Raw genomic sequence first — 14,581 nt, forward strand, 5'->3', positions numbered from 1 at the left:
GGCTTGCTTCTCGATATATATACCCTACTATCTCTGTAGAGTATGCGTGATACCAGTCACCGGCCGTTGTCGGCCCAACTCGATCGGAAGGAGCCCCGGATGACCCTCGTCCCTGCCTCGCCGTCCCCCAGCAGCATCGCCATCGACCGCCTGCCGCGCATCGCCATTGTCGGCCGCGGATTGACGGGCATGGTGACGGCCATTGCCCTCCTGAAAGCCTGCCGCCAGCCTTTCCATCTGGTGCTCTACGATCCCGATCCGAAGATCGAGATGGCGGGCGAGATCGGCTGGTCGGGGTCGGGCCTTGTCAACAGCCGGGTGCGCGACCTTTCCATCGATCCCGGCCTGCCGCTCGATTTCGGCACCTGGCTCGAAACGGATGGCGCAGCGCTGTCGGAACCGCAGGCGGATTCGGCCGATCTCCATGCCTTCGTCTCCGGCGATGTCTTCAGCACCTATGCCTACCAGCGCTTTGCCGAGGCACATCGGGCGCGGACGGATGTTCTGGTGCAGTTGCGTCAGGATGTCGTGACGGCCGTGGATCGCAAGGCCGACGGTCTTCTGCGCCTGCGCGCGGGCGCCGGCGAAGACTCCGTCGCTTTCGACGCCGTGTTCCTGGCGACCGGCTACGGCCTGCGCCCGGCCTCGGTCAGCGCGCCGCCGGCGGGAAAGCCGGACCACGTCGCCGTTCTCGGCGGCGGCGTGCATGCTGTGGATCGCGCGCTCCATCTGCTCTCCAGCGGCGCGGCCTCCCATGTCACCCTCATTTCGGCCTCCGGCTTCCTGCCGCAGCCGCACGCCCCGCAAGGCGTCGGCGCGGTGCCCACGACCGCGATCGACAGCCCCTTTCCGAAGACCTTGCGCGGCGTCTTCCGCCGTCTGCGCGAGGCGGCCAACCATGCCGCCGAGGCGGGAACGGGCTGGCAGGGCATCATGAACGACTTCCGCGCCCATGCCTACGGGCTCTGGCAGGGCCTCAGCGTCGAGGAGCGCCGCCGGTTCAAGCGCCATGTGAAGCCGATCTATGACAGCCACCGCAATCGCCTGCCGCTCAAGCAGTATGAGGCGCTGCAGCGCGCCATTTCGGTCGGCGCGATCACTGTGCGAAAGGCCCGCGTCGAGCAGATCGTTCCCCACGGCGTCCTGCTGTCCACTCCGGCCGGTATCGAGGTTCTGGCCGTCCAGTCGTTGATCGATTGTCGCCTGCGCCCTGCTGCGGTGGATTCCCATTTGATCCGCGGCCTAGTGCGCGACGGGCTGCTAGCCCGCGACGAGCTCGACCTCGGCATCGCCGTCGATACGGCCGGACGTGCCACGGGCACGGCAGACGATGGTGCGGGGCTCTTCGCCATGGGCCCGCTCGGCCTCGGCAGCCTGCCTGACATCGATCTCGCGCCGCAGATCGTGCAACAGGCCTTTTGGGCAGCCAGAACAATCGAGATCTGGCTCGTCGCACGGCGCGAGGCGGCCCTGACGGCATAGGCTTCGCGGCAGTCCGATCCGAATGATCTCAGGCCGACCACTCCGAGGTTTTGAGGAGCCCTTTCCCGTCAAGTAAAGGGAACTCAGGGATTGCCACCGATCCTGCGCATGCGCCTCATCGTCTATGCGTCTGCAACACGCACGGCCTCGGCTGCATCGTTGACAGGATTGGAACGGTCCCCGCTGAAGCGATCGGATCCCATCGCGGCCAGGAAAACCGTGGTTTAGATGGTCATTTTTGCAACTGTGCGGCCAAATGTGCGTGTCCGTCCAGGCTTTTCGCTGGCATGGCTTGAGAGTCAAATCGGTAAAAACTATTTACTAACTTTGGAATTGCATTCTTTCTCGACCCCATCGCTAGGCAGCCAGGCACAATAATGCTGACGAAAAAAGGAAAATACGGACTGAAGGCTCTGGTCGATCTCGCGCGTCTGGCGCCGGGGCAGACCGCTTTCGTGACCGAAATTGCCGTACGGAACAACATTCCGAAGAAATTTCTCGATACCATTCTTCTCGAATTGCGCAACACGGGCATCCTGAAGTCGAAGAAGGGGCCGAACGGCGGATATTCGCTGTCGAAGCCCGCCGACGAGATCAGAATCGGGCAGGTGATCCGGGCCCTCGATGGACCGCTTGCTCCGATCCGCTGCGCCAGCCGGACCGCGTTCGAAGCCTGCGACGACTGCAACGATCCCGAGACCTGTCAGGTGCGCCTGTCGATGACCGAAGTCCGCGATGCCATCGCGACGATCCTCGACAACATGACCCTGTCGCAGTTTGTTGCGAAAGAGACCTCCGTCGATCTGTTGATCGCCGGCGAATAAGCGGCAGATCGTCAAACGACCGAGTTGCCGCCGGCCCCGCATCAGCGCGGGGTGTTTCCGCGCGCCGTCCCAATGAGCGACTCGAGCGCGCGAGCCGTCTGCCGCATGTCGCCGATCGTCAATGTCGAGGCGCCGACCTGTATGCCGTCGATGGCGGTCGCAAGCCGGGTCACCATGGCGCGTAGCCATTCGATGTGAACGGACATCACGTCGCCGGCTTGCGGATCGTCATCGGTACGTGGGCGCGTCTTCGCCTGAAGTGTTCCGACTAGGGAGGCGGCGTCGAGGAGCGTCGCAACGGCGTGTGCACACACGTCCGTTTGCGGGCCGGATGCGAGAAACTGGTCCCGCGGCAGGTGAAGGCCGACCGTGGTCGAACCGGCCTCGACGGCGGCCGACGGCACGAGAGCGATGCCGCGCCTGTCCTCGTCGCTGACCGGGAAAACCGTCCAATCCTGCTCCATGACCGGAAGGGACATGAGCGGCAGTGACAGCGTCAGCCCGATCCGGTCGGTCTCGCAGGGGAGGGCGGCGATGAAACCGGCATGCGCGAGCCGCTCGCCTCGCAGCACGAGTTGGTGGATGCTGCGGCGCTGCTCTGCACTGCCCGACGTCCGGACCTGTTCGAGGGCGACAAAATGCGATGCGGCCCGCAGGGCGGCCGCCTCGGACCTTAGCGCCAGCGCCGTAAAAAGCTCCGCGATCAGGTCGTTTGACAGGTCGCCCCCGCCGTCATCCGCGGGCACCGACAAGGCCAGAAGGCCGCGCCCGGTGATCCAGTCGATGAGGTCGCCCACTCCATCGTCACCGGCATCATCGACGGGCACCTCTGCCACGCTCTCGATCGCGGCGCGCACCTCATCGTCCGTCACCAGGGCAAGAGGAATGGCTTTCAGCCTCTCGTTCAGCTGCGTGATGACACCCATCGCTTTGGTTCTCCCATCCGGCGCGGGCTGCGCGATACCAGAACGATCGCGGCGCGCCCTGTCATGCGAAATGACGGTAGGCACCATCCACATAGGCTAGCGACAGCCCGTTGCCGGAACGAATGCCGACGACGCGGCCGATGATGATGACATGGCTGTGGCGTTCGATCGCCTCTTCCAGTTCGCAATCGATGGCCGCGACCGCATCATCGAGCAGCGGCGCGCCGGAGACGAGGCTCTGCCAAGTCGCGCCAGCGTAGCGGTCCGGACCCTTCAGGCCGCCGACGCCGGCGAACTGGTTCGCCAGATCCTGATGGCGGGAGCCGACAATATTGACCCCGAACGTCCCGAAGGCCTGCACGACGGGCCAGGTGGACGATGTCCTGTTCAGCGCAACGAGCATGCGCGGCGGATGGAGCGAGAGCGCCGTTGCCGAGGTCACGGTCGCGCCGGTGCGCTCGCTTCCCGATCCCGTCGTGATGATCGTGACGCCGCCGGCCAGACGCCGAAGGGCGCCCTTCAGGGCCTGCGGATCGGCGTCCGGTGTCGCATCGACCTTGTGGTCGGCATTGAGGGTGACGATCTGTGCGGTCTGGCTGGTCATTGTCCTATCCTCTAGCGAAACGAGGGAACGCGATGTCACGATGCGGATGCGGTCTTGACGTTGCCGCCATGCCCGCCGCCGCCGAAGACCTGATGCTCTCCGAAGGACGAGCGAATCTGGCCGTGCGGTCCGGGCAGCCCGATTTCCGGGAACAGAAGTTCGGACACGCGATAGGCTTCCTCAAGATGCGGATAGCCGGACGCGATGACCGTATCGATGCCGATCTCCTGATACTCGCGAAGGCGTGCTGCGATGGTTTTGGGAGAACCGACGAGGGCGGTTCCGGCGCCGGACCGCACAAGTCCGATGCCGGCCCAAAGGTTTGGCGAGACTTCCAGTTTGTCCCTGCGGCCCTGATGAAGGGCGACCATGCGCGCCTGGCCGACGGAGTCGGAGTTCTGCGCGAAGACTTTCTGGGCGGCGGCGATTGTGTCGTCCGAGAGCTTCGAGATCAGCCGGTCGGCGGCCTCCCATGCCTCGTCATCGGTCTCGCGAACGATGAAATGCAGGCGGATGCCGAACGTCACCGTCTTGCCGTGCGCCCTTGCCGCCTTGCGAACCTTGGCGACCTTCTCGGCAACTTGCGCCGGCGGTTCGCCCCAGGTCAGGTACTTGTCGATGATGCCGCCCGAAAAATCGATTGCGGCGTCGGAGGACCCACCGAAATAGAGCGGCGGGCGCGGTTCCTGCACGGGTGGAAGGCCGAGGCGCGCGTCGAGCGCCTTGATGTAGCGGCCGTCGAGGTTGGCCTTGCCGGTTTCGATCAGCGCATTGAACACCTGGAAGAATTCGTCGGCGTGATCGTAGCGTTCGTCATGGGGCAGGAAGATGCCGTCGCCCGCCAGTTCCTGCGCGCTGCCGCCGACCACGATATTGAGAAGCAGGCGGCCGTTCGACACCCGGTCCAGTGTCGAGGCAAGACGCGCATAATAGGCGGGCGATGCCGTTCCGGGCCGGATCGCCACGAGGAACTTCAACCGCTCCGTATGCGCAGCCAGATCCGCCGCCAGAATGAAGGATTCCTCGCAGGCAACGCCGGTCGGGATGAGCACGCCGGAATAGCCCAGCCGGTCGGCAGCCCTGGCGATCTCCCGGAAATAGGCCGGGTCGGCGGGCCGGCTCAGATCGTCCGAGCCCAGATAGGCGCCATCGCCGGAAGAGGGGATGAACCAGAGAAAATCGAGAGGCTTGTCGATGGCCATAGGTAAAGTCCTGTGAACGCGGCGCCGCTGATCGCGGCATGCGGCAGATATTATGAAAGCCTATAGTTTTTATAAGGAACGCTTTTCCAATTATTGCCGGCCTTCGAAAACAACTGTTCTTCGGTGGCCGGCGCGCAGCTTCCTGAAAAGCGTCCCCCGGATTTCAGGAGGCCTTTGGCCAAGGACTGGAAAGCTGCTGGCGTTCCTGCAGGCAGGAGCGGACGCGATCCGCGATGAAGATGGCGTGATCCGTCACCTGCGGTAGGCCCATGAGTTCGCCGAAAGTGCCGCGCGCCAGCGGACCGGCGATCAGAATGTCGCGTGAGACCTTCGCGTCGCGCCCGACGGGATGTCCGTTGCGGTCGCAGGCAATGCCGAGCCCTGTCGGGCACGGCTGCAGAATACCCGCAGCCTCGAGGTCGCCCAAGAATGCCTGGCTCGTGAGAATGTTGCCATGCGCCGGACCCGTCGTCACGACGATCGCATCCACCTCGATAGGGCGCGTCGTGCTCTGATGACGCTGGCGAAGCTGCACCCGGTAGGCGCCTGCGGCAGCCTCGACGGCGGCGACGGAGGCTGCGAGAATATCGAGACGCCCCTCCCGGCAGGCCGCGTCGATGACATCCTCGACCTGCGGCGCGATGCGGAAGCGGTGCACGTCCCAATAGGGACGCAGATGCTGTACAATCCGCCGGCGTTCGGGCAGCGGGAGAATTGCCCACAGGTCTTGACCCTGCGCCCGCAGAGCATCGAGCACGCTATGCCAGGTGAACCCTTCAGCCTGCGCCGCCGCAATCTGGCGACGGACCCGCCGCAGCAGGGCGCTGGCGGTTTTCGCAGGCTGCGTGACGAAGTCTCCATAGGCCTCCTGGCCGGCGGGCCCGTGTCCACGCGAGCGAAGTCCGCGACGGGAAATCGATGTGAGAGGGCCGCGATGCCCGCGCCGTGCGAGCGAGGCGACGACATCGGCCGACGTCAGGCCGTTCCCGATGATCAGGATGCGGTCGTCAACGTCTATCGGGTCAAGCGCGCCGAGGCGCGTGACATCGGCGATGAGCTTTGCATCGTCGCGAAACGGCGCCAGCACGCGGGGCAAGGCGGGAGAGGGATGGCTGACGGCCAGCACGATGAGGTCGGCGCTCACCGCGCGCCCGTCTTCGCCCCGCAGACTGTAGCCGCCTGCCTCTGCCCGAACCGATGTCACGTGCGTGCGCCAGTGCTCGACGCCCGTGTCCCTCAGGGTTTTGCCGAGTCTTGCCGCCATATAGTCCCCGAAGACGCTGCGCTGCGGATAGGGCTGGCCGTCCCGCCCGACGAGATCCGCGTCCCTTGACGGCCCCGAGGCGGCATCGATGAAATCCTGGAAATCACTGGGGCAGTCGGGAAAGAGCGTCATCTTGCCTGCGGGCACGTTGACCCGGTGCGCCGGATCATCGGTGCCATAGGCAAGGCCGCGCCCAAGCTCGTCCCGCGGTTCGACGACCACAATCCGCACACCGTCCGGCAGGCCGCCACCGCGCGTCAGATGCGCCACCAAGGCCGCCCCCGTATATCCGCCGCCGATGATCGCGAGCGTTGGGGGGCGGTGGGAAGATGGGTTTCGAGCGCTCATGGCTTTATCCTCTCGTTGACAGCTTTGAGTTGTCGATCGCGCGCCGGCCGGAGACCCTCTCGGTGCGCTGAGACCGCTGCCCCGCGTCAGAGGACCGGGAAATAGAGAGGTCCCCAAAGGGCCTGCTCCGCCGTCGCCTGGAGATCCTGATCGTCCTTTTTCCCATCGGCATCGGTAACCTGCGGGCGCGGACCATCCGGCAGCGTCGCACCGGCATCATCGCATCTATGACGTCGAAACGCCGCCAGAAGATCGAATGAGAACAGACCAAATCCCATCGGCATCTTGGTTCTCCCTTTTCCCCAAGCTCAAAACTCTCCCCTCTTCGAATGAATATGTCAATATATTCTACAAATTTACTCTTCTAATTGACGCTGATTTTTGTGAATTTGGGCCGTTATCAGCCTGCCGGACATCGATCTTGCGCCCCCGATCCAGCCGTTGGCCTTTGCTTCAGCCGGAATGATCGAGACCAAGGCTGGTCGCTCGCCGGGCGGCTCTGACGGCATAGGTCGCACCGCATGCTGACCGGGTCGGATCTGGACCGCTCCGGTAACAAAGAACACCGCGGGACCATCAGTCGCCCCGCAGCAGCGCATCACCGCCGCTCCAGTCTGGCCACCAGCCGGTCACCGCCCCACTGGATGAGGCTGACCAGCGCGATCAGCACCACCACGACGGCGATCATCACACCGGTCTCGAAACGCTGGTAGCCGTAGCGGATGGCGAGATCGCCAAGGCCGCCGGCGCCGATCGCGCCCGCCATGGCAGAGGCGCCGACGAGAGTCACCAGCGTCACGGTAAAGCCGGAGACGAGGCCGGGCAGCGCCTCGGGCACCAGCACTTCGCGCAGGATCGTCCAGCGATTGCCCCCCATGGCGCGCACGGCGTCGATCAGGCCGCGGTCGACTTCGCGCAAGGAAACCTCGGCGATGCGGGCGTAGTAGGGCGTGGCGGCAATGGCGAGCGGCACGATGGCCGCCCAGGTGCCGAGCGCCGTTCCGACGATGAGGCGCGTGACTGGAATCAGCGCCACGAGCAGGATGATGAAGGGGACGGAGCGGAAGGCGTTGACGACGGAGCCGAGGATGCGGTTGACCCAGAGGTTTTCGGCAATCCCGCCCTTGGCCGTCGCGACGAGAGCAAGGCCGAGCGGTAAGCCGGTCACGAAGGAAATCAAGCCCGCGGCGAGCGTCATCAGGATGGTTTCCCAAAGGGATTTCAAAAGAAGTTCAAACAGGATCGGCGACATGGCCAAGAGCCTCCAGCTGCGCACCGCGGGCGGTCAGATCGTCGCGCACGCGCGATATGAGGGCGGGATTTGAGGGCAGGGCGAGAAAGCCGCGAAAGACCGGGTTCGACTGGATCTCATCGATACCGCCATGGACGACGCGCACGCCGTCCGCCAGAAGAGCCGAAAGCGACGCCTGGACGGCCTTAACGCTATCTGCGCCGGCCGCATCGAGGCTGAGGATCGCGGTGCCCGCCGTGCTGCCGGTCGTCGCGGGCAACAGTCTGGCCGCTATGCTGTTGGGCAGTTGCGGGCGGCTGCTTTTCAGCAGGCTGCGGGTAATCTGGGCCTGCGGGCTGGAAAACACCTGCCAGATCGACCCCTCTTCGACAATCCGCCCGGCGTCGATGACGGCGACCCTGTCGGCCACGGCGCGCACCACATCCATCTCGTGGGTGATGAGGATGATGGTGAGGCCAAGCTTGCGGTTGATGTCCCGCAGGAGAGCGAGGATCGAGCGGGTCGTTTCCGGATCGAGCGCCGATGTGGCTTCGTCGGAGAGGAGAAGGGCGGGTTCGGCCGAGAGTGCACGGGCGATGCCGACGCGCTGTTTCTGTCCGCCCGAGAGCGCGGCCGGATTGGCCCGGGCCTTGTCCGAGAGGCCGACGAGATCAAGAAGGTCCCGGGCGCGGGCCAGCCGTTCGGCCTTCGCCACGCCGGCGATCTTCAGCGGCAGCGCGACATTTTCCTCGACCGTTTTGGCCGAGAGCAGGTTGAAGTGCTGGAAGATCATGCCGATGCGCCGGCGCACCGGTTGCAGGGCCTGTTCCGACAGCGTGGCGATCTCCGTCCCCTCGATGCGGATCGCCCCGCTGTCCGGCCGCTCCAGCCCGTTGAGGCAGCGGATCAGCGTCGACTTGCCGGCGCCGCTGCGGCCGATGATGCCGAGCACCTCGCCCTTGCGCACGCTCAGCGAAATGCCGTCGAGCGCCGGCACGGTGCCAAAGCGGCGGTGCACATCGACAAGTTCGATAACGGGGGCGTCGCCGGCCGATTGTTTCTCGGCACGGGTGGTCGGAGAGATCTGCGGTGCCGTTTCCGGCGGGTGTGTGTGAAGGGTCATACATTGCTCCGAACGGCACGAGGCGGCAGGATGACCGGCCGCCTCGCTGACAGGAAAAGGGATGGATCAGTAGGCGATGAGACCCGTGCCCTTGTAGACCTTCTCGAAGACGGCGCGGACGGCGTCGTTCTGATAGGAGGCAACGAGTTCCTTGACCCAGGGCTCGTTCTCGCTGCCTTCCTTCACGGCGATGAAGTTGCGGTAGGGATTATCGGCGATCGGCTCCTGGGCGATGCGCTCGGCCGGGCTAAGCCCGGCCTTCAGGGCCCAGTCGGTGTTGACGACGGCGGCGTCGAGGTCATCGATGGAGCGGCCGACGATGCCCGCATCGAGTTCCTTGATCTCGATCTTCTTCGGGTTTTCCACGATGTCGGCGATGGTGGCGAGAATGCCGGTGCCATCCTTCAGCTTGATCAGGCCTTCATTCTGCAGCACGCGCAGCGCACGGCCTTCGTTGGACGGGTCGTTGGGAACGCCGATCGATGCGCCCTCGGCGATTTCGGCAACGGACTTCGCCTTCTTCGAATAGAGGCCGATCGGCCAGACGCCGGTATAGCCGACCGGCACGATCTTGTAGCCGTGCTGCTTGATCTGGTTGTCGAGGTAGGGCTTGTGCTGGAAGGCGTTGGCGTCGATCTCGCCGCGCTCCAGCGCTTCGTTCGGCTGGGTGTAGTCGTTGAAGACGACGGTTTCGATCTTCAGGCCACGCTTGGCGCCCTCTTCCTGCACGGCGCGCCAGACATCTTCGTCCTCGCCGCTGATGATGCCGACCTTGATCTCCCTGTCGGCCGCAAAGCTCGCGAGCGGAGCGGCGAAGGTGACGACGGCCGCGGCAACGGCTGCGCCGAGCGTCAGGAGACGGGTGAAGGCAGGGGTGTTTCCGGTCTTGTTCTTCATTGGGTTCTCCAGTCGGTTTCAAGTCTGGGATGACGCCAACAAGAATGACGCGGCTGATGCTGCAGTGCGAAGGATCAACGTCTTTTCTCTGAGCGGCGCGCGGAAAAGAAATTGGCGAGACACCGCAGGAATGGAAATATTGTTCACTGAAATTGTGGACTAATGGTGCGCGCTCCGGGTGAGGAGGCCGGGGTGCACCCGTAAGCATAAGATATTTCGCTGTTATAGGAGGATCGTTGGACTATCGCGTCGCGCGCGAGAGCGGACAAGAGTGGAATGACTGTGGAGCCGGTACAACCCATTTGGCATCCGCCAGAGCGTGAAGAAAAATTTTCTCCGAAATTCTCTATAAAAAATATAGAAAATGTTTTTTTGTTGGGCCTCGTCTCCTACTGTCGCATCGAAAGTGGCATCGGGGGTTCATCATGGCCAAGACAATCCGTTTCAACGCGTTCGAAATGAACTGCGTCGGGCATCAGTCCCCGGGGCTGTGGCGTCATCCGCGCGACCGGTCGTGGGACTATAAGGACCTCGACTACTGGACCGATCTGGCGAAGCTTCTCGAGAGCGGCTTCTTCGAGTCGATCTTCATCGCGGATGTGATCGGCTACTACGATGTCTACAAGGGCAATCTCGACAATGCGCTGCGGCAGGGCGTGCAGATCCCGGTCAACGATCCGCTGCAGCTCGCCAATCCGATCGCGCAGGCGACCAAGCATCTCGGCATCGGCATCACCGCGTCCACGAGCTTCGAGCACCCCTACACCTTTGCGCGTCGCCTCTCCACGGCGGACCACCACACCAAGGGGCGCGTGGGCTGGAACATCGTAACCTCCTATCTGGAGAGCGGCGCCAAGAATGTCGGGCAGGGGGGCTTGCGCTCCCACGACAACCGCTACGATGTCGCTACCGAATATGTGGAAGTCCTCTACAAACTCTTCGAAGGAAGCTGGGAGGAGGGGGCCGTGCTGCGCGACAAGGAGCGCGGCATCTTCATCGATCCGACGAAGGTGCACGAGATCGGCCATAAGGGCACCTATTTCGACGTGCCGGGCTATCACCTGTGCGAACCCTCGCCGCAGCGCACGCCCGTCCTGTTCCAGGCAGGCGCGTCCGGTGCCGGAAAACAGTTTGCGGCCGGCCACGCCGAATGCGTCTTCATCTCCACACCGCTGAAGGATGCGACACGCGCCTATGTCACCGATATCCGCCAGCGCGCCGCCGCTCAGGGGCGGGATCCGAAGAAGGTGCTGATCTACGCCATGGCGACGATCATTGTCGATGAAACCGATGCCAAGGCGCGCGCCAAATACGAAGATTACGTCAAGCACGCGTCCTATGACGGTGCGCTGGTGCTGATGTCGGGCTGGACCGGCATCGATTTTGGCCAGTACCGCCCGACCGATACGGTCCGCAAGGTCAAGACCAACGCGATCATCTCCGCTGTCGAGCATCTGGCGGAGGGTGACAAGGTCTGGACAATCGAAGAGCTGGCCAGGTGGGGCGGCATTGGCGGTCTCGGACCACTTTTCGTGGGATCGCCGGAGACGATCGCCGATCTGTTGCAAGAGTGGGTCGAGGAAACCGACATTGATGGCTTCAATCTCGCCTACGCCCTGGCGCATGACACGTTTGCGGATGTGATCGGCTACGTCGTGCCGGAGCTCCAGAGGCGCGGCGTCTATGCCACGGCCTATCGAGAGGGGACACTGCGCGAGAAGCTCTTCGGCGACGGCCCCTATCTGCCGGCCTCCCATCCCGCCCATCAGTTCCGGGATATCGAGCGCCTGAAACGGGAGGCGGCAGGCGGCCAGGCAGCCTGACGCCCACCACACAACCCGATGCCGTGATGCAACGTGCCGGTGATCGCGCCGGCCGCGACCGGTCACGCATGTCCATTCATTCGGAGAATGCCCGTGACTTTAGAAGCGCCGACACCCCAGCAGCCCGACCTCGTCCTTGAGGTGAGCGGCGTGTCGCTGTCCTTCAACGGCGTGAAGGCGATCTCGGATTTGTCGTTCAAGGTCGCGCAAGGCGAGATCTGCGCCCTGATCGGGCCAAATGGCGCCGGCAAGAGTTCGCTTCTCAACATCCTCAACGGCGTCTACGTGCCGGATCAGGGCGAGATCGTTTTCGCGGGCGAGCATTTCCGTCGCATGCATCCGCTGGAAGCGGCCCGCCGGGGCATCGGACGCGGCTTCCAGAACAACGCGCTGTTCCGGGGCATGAGTGTCATCGACAATGTCATCGCCGGCCTTTCGCGGCGCCAGACGGCGAGCCTCGTTGAAGAGGCGCTTCTCCTGCCGCGCGCGCGTCGCCAGGAGCGGGCCTTCCGCGATCGCGCCCGGGCCGTGCTGGCACTCTTCGGTCTCGAAGCCGTGGCTGAGACAACGGTTTCGTCGCTTCCCTATGGCGTGCAGAAGAAGGTGGAGATTGCGCGCGCCATCGTCGCCGAGCCGAAGCTGCTGCTGCTCGATGAGCCGCTGGCCGGCATGAATGCGGGCGAAAAGCAGGAGATCGCCGCGGCCATCGCGCGTCTCAACCGCGATCTCGGCCTGACGATCGTGCTGATCGAGCACGATATCGGCATCGTCCTGAAACTCGCCCACCATGTCGTCGTCCTCGATTACGGGCGCAAGCTGGCCGACGGCGCGCCCGACACGATCCGCGACAATCCCGATGTCATCGCTGCCTATCTCGGCAAGCAAACCAGCGAGCGCGCCGCATGAACATGTTCCTGGAAACCCTGATCGGCGGCCTCCTTGCCGGCACCATGTATTCCCTCGTCGCCATCGGCTTCGTGCTGATCTACAAGGCGTCGGGCGTCTTCAACTACGCGCAGGGCTCGCTGCTTCTCTTCGCGGCGCTGACCTTCGTGACACTGACGGACAACGGCCTGCCGGCGATTGCGGCCATCGCCATCACCATCGCCATCCTGATCGCGACCGCCATCGCCATCGAACGCTTCCTGCTGCGGCCGCTAACCAACCGCAGCCCGATGACCCTCTTCATGGCGACGCTCGGCCTCGCCTATGTGGTCGAGGGTGTTGCGCAGGGCATCATGGGCTCGCAGGTCCGCGCCATCGATCTCGGCATCGAGGACATGCCGATCTTTATCGGCGACATCCTCATCAGCCAGTTCGACCTGACGGCCGCCGCCGTGGCGATCACGCTCGTCGCCGTTCTGGCGCTGCTCTTCAATCGCACCCGGATCGGTATCCAGCTTCGCGGTGTGGCAGACGACACGCGCGCGGCGCTTTCGATCGGCATCGACATCAACCGCATCTGGCAGATCGTCTGGGCGGCGGCCGGCCTTGTCGGGCTGGTGGCGGGCCTACTGTGGGGTGCGCGCCAGGGCGTGCAGTTCTCCCTCTCGCTCGTGGTGCTGAAGGCGCTGCCGGTGCTCATCATCGGCGGCTTCACCTCCATTCCCGGCGCCATCGTTGGCGGGCTCATCGTGGGCGCGGGCGAGAGCCTTGCCGAAACCTACATCGGCCCCTTCCTCGGCGGCGGCATCACGCCGTGGTTCGCCTATGCGCTCGCACTCGTCTTCCTGTTCATCCGCCCGGCCGGCCTGTTCGGCGAGCGACAGATCGAAAGGGTCTGACCCATGTCCGATGTCGAAGCCCCCGCCGTCCTCGATCCCGCCATCCGGTTCACGCCACGCGTCCTTCTTGCGGCGGCCGGTCTTGCCCTCCTGACCGCGGCGCCATTCCTTGCCAGCGAATACTGGATCAACGCCATCGTCGTGCCGTTCCTGATCCTCTCGCTTGCTGGCCTCGGCCTCAACCTGCTGACGGGCTATGCGGGCCAGATGTCGCTCGGTGCCGGTGCCTTCATGATGGTCGGCGCCTACGCAACCTTCGCCTTCCAGCTGCGCGTTCCGGAGCTGCCGCTGCCGCTGGCGCTGATCCTTGCAGGCGTCATCGCAGGCGCCACCGGCCTCGTCTTTGGCATCCCTTCGACCCGCATCAAGGGCTTCTATCTCATCGTCAGCACCCTCGCGGCGCAATTCTTCTTCGAGTGGCTGTTCCTGAAGTTTCCCTGGTTTTACAACGGCAACTCGTCCGCGACGATCTCCCTGCCGGGCGGCCTGTCGATCTTCGGTATCTCTGCAGAAAATCCGCACGGCCGCTATTTCCTGACGCTCGCCACGGTGGCGCTTCTCACTATCCTGTCCTTCAATCTGGTGCGTGGCCAGACGGGCCGCAACTGGATGGCGATCCGCGACATGGACACGGCCGCCGCGGTCATCGGCGTGCCCATCGTGCGCTCAAAGCTTGAGGCCTTTGCCGTGTCGAGCTTCATTCTCGGCATCGCCGGCGCGCTCTGGGCTTTTGCCTATCTTGGCTCTGCCAGCGTCCAGAGCTTCGGCCTGACTCGTTCTTACCAGATCCTGTTCATCATCATCATCGGCGGCCTTGGCACCATCCGCGGTGCTTTTTACGGTGCATTCTTCGTCAGCCTCCTGCCGCTCGCGCTGGACTGGCTGTTCCAGCACCTGCTCGGCGGCCAGATCGATGCCGGCCTGCTCCAGAACATCCAGAAGGCCATCTTCGGCCTGCTCATCATCGGCTTCCTGATCCGCGAGCCCGAGGGCCTTGCAAGGCTCATCGGATGGAAGGCAGCCGCGCCTATCCGCAACCCCTTTTCCCGTTCCAGAACCCGGAGGTAATCCAG

General features: G+C 64.1%; 14 protein-coding genes. 6 read left to right on the forward strand and 8 right to left on the reverse strand.

Annotation, left to right across the window (positions count from 1 at the left end; translation table 11 throughout):
* The first annotated feature begins 99 nt into the window (after positions 1-99).
* Both F3H41_RS17230 and F3H41_RS17235 read left to right on the forward strand, forming a co-directional pair.
* Positions 100-1,482: an FAD/NAD(P)-binding protein gene (locus tag F3H41_RS17230; protein ID WP_149739924.1), complete on the forward strand. Its 1,383-nt coding sequence runs from the start codon at positions 100-102 to the stop codon at positions 1,480-1,482.
* 377 nt (positions 1,483-1,859) lie between these two features.
* Entirely contained in the window at positions 1,860-2,306 is a 447-nt protein-coding gene (locus tag F3H41_RS17235; protein ID WP_149739925.1) for an Rrf2 family transcriptional regulator, read from the forward strand.
* A gap of 41 nt (positions 2,307-2,347) precedes the next feature.
* Here the strand turns inward: F3H41_RS17235 and F3H41_RS17240 are convergent, their stop codons facing one another.
* The 8 genes from F3H41_RS17240 to F3H41_RS17275 form a co-directional block, all read right to left on the reverse strand.
* Complete coding sequence (locus F3H41_RS17240) at positions 2,348-3,232, reverse strand: acyl-CoA/acyl-ACP dehydrogenase (RefSeq protein ID WP_149739926.1); 885 nt, start codon at positions 3,230-3,232, stop codon at positions 2,348-2,350.
* A 61-nt stretch (positions 3,233-3,293) separates the two neighbouring features.
* Entirely contained in the window at positions 3,294-3,836 is a 543-nt protein-coding gene (locus F3H41_RS17245; RefSeq protein ID WP_149739927.1) for a flavin reductase family protein, read from the reverse strand.
* A gap of 35 nt (positions 3,837-3,871) precedes the next feature.
* Positions 3,872-5,038 carry an FMNH2-dependent alkanesulfonate monooxygenase gene (ssuD, locus tag F3H41_RS17250; RefSeq protein ID WP_149739928.1) on the reverse strand — a complete coding sequence of 389 codons (1,167 nt, stop codon included), beginning with the start codon at positions 5,036-5,038 and terminating at the stop codon, positions 3,872-3,874.
* A gap of 163 nt (positions 5,039-5,201) precedes the next feature.
* Positions 5,202-6,650, reverse strand: a complete 1,449-nt coding sequence (locus F3H41_RS17255) for an FAD/NAD(P)-binding protein (protein WP_149739929.1) — start codon at positions 6,648-6,650, stop codon at positions 5,202-5,204.
* An 86-nt stretch (positions 6,651-6,736) separates the two neighbouring features.
* On the reverse strand, positions 6,737-6,934 hold the full coding sequence (locus tag F3H41_RS17260) for a hypothetical protein (RefSeq protein WP_149739930.1): 198 nt from the start codon (positions 6,932-6,934) through the stop codon (positions 6,737-6,739).
* Positions 6,935-7,248: 314 nt separating this feature from the next.
* Positions 7,249-7,902 (reverse strand): methionine ABC transporter permease, encoded by a 654-nt coding sequence (locus F3H41_RS17265; protein ID WP_149739931.1) that lies wholly within the window; start codon positions 7,900-7,902, stop codon positions 7,249-7,251.
* Positions 7,883-9,004 carry a methionine ABC transporter ATP-binding protein gene (locus F3H41_RS17270; protein WP_149739932.1) on the reverse strand — a complete coding sequence of 374 codons (1,122 nt, stop codon included), beginning with the start codon at positions 9,002-9,004 and terminating at the stop codon, positions 7,883-7,885. The genes F3H41_RS17265 and F3H41_RS17270 overlap by 20 nt, the downstream gene beginning before the upstream one ends.
* 66 nt (positions 9,005-9,070) lie before the next feature.
* Positions 9,071-9,901, reverse strand: a complete 831-nt coding sequence (locus tag F3H41_RS17275) for a MetQ/NlpA family lipoprotein (RefSeq protein ID WP_149739933.1) — start codon at positions 9,899-9,901, stop codon at positions 9,071-9,073.
* A gap of 425 nt (positions 9,902-10,326) precedes the next feature.
* Between F3H41_RS17275 and F3H41_RS17280 the strand changes: the two genes are divergently transcribed.
* The 4 genes from F3H41_RS17280 to F3H41_RS17295 all read left to right on the forward strand — a co-directional run bounded on the left by F3H41_RS17280 (position 10,327) and on the right by F3H41_RS17295 (position 14,576).
* The gene (locus F3H41_RS17280; RefSeq protein WP_149739934.1) at positions 10,327-11,724 is read left to right on the forward strand and encodes an LLM class flavin-dependent oxidoreductase; all 1,398 of its coding nucleotides are present in this window, start codon (positions 10,327-10,329) and stop codon (positions 11,722-11,724) included.
* An 87-nt stretch (positions 11,725-11,811) separates the two neighbouring features.
* Complete coding sequence (locus F3H41_RS17285) at positions 11,812-12,630, forward strand: ABC transporter ATP-binding protein (protein ID WP_149739935.1); 819 nt, start codon at positions 11,812-11,814, stop codon at positions 12,628-12,630.
* Positions 12,627-13,508, forward strand: coding sequence for a branched-chain amino acid ABC transporter permease (locus tag F3H41_RS17290; RefSeq protein ID WP_149739936.1), 882 nt, complete (start codon positions 12,627-12,629; stop codon positions 13,506-13,508). Before F3H41_RS17285 ends, F3H41_RS17290 begins: the two co-directional genes overlap by 4 nt.
* A gap of 3 nt (positions 13,509-13,511) precedes the next feature.
* Positions 13,512-14,576, forward strand: coding sequence for a branched-chain amino acid ABC transporter permease (locus F3H41_RS17295; RefSeq protein WP_149739937.1), 1,065 nt, complete (start codon positions 13,512-13,514; stop codon positions 14,574-14,576).
* Positions 14,577-14,581: the final 5 nt, after the last annotated feature.

The organism is Rhizobium sp. RU20A, assembly GCF_900155885.1.
GTDB lineage: Bacteria > Pseudomonadota > Alphaproteobacteria > Rhizobiales > Rhizobiaceae > RU20A.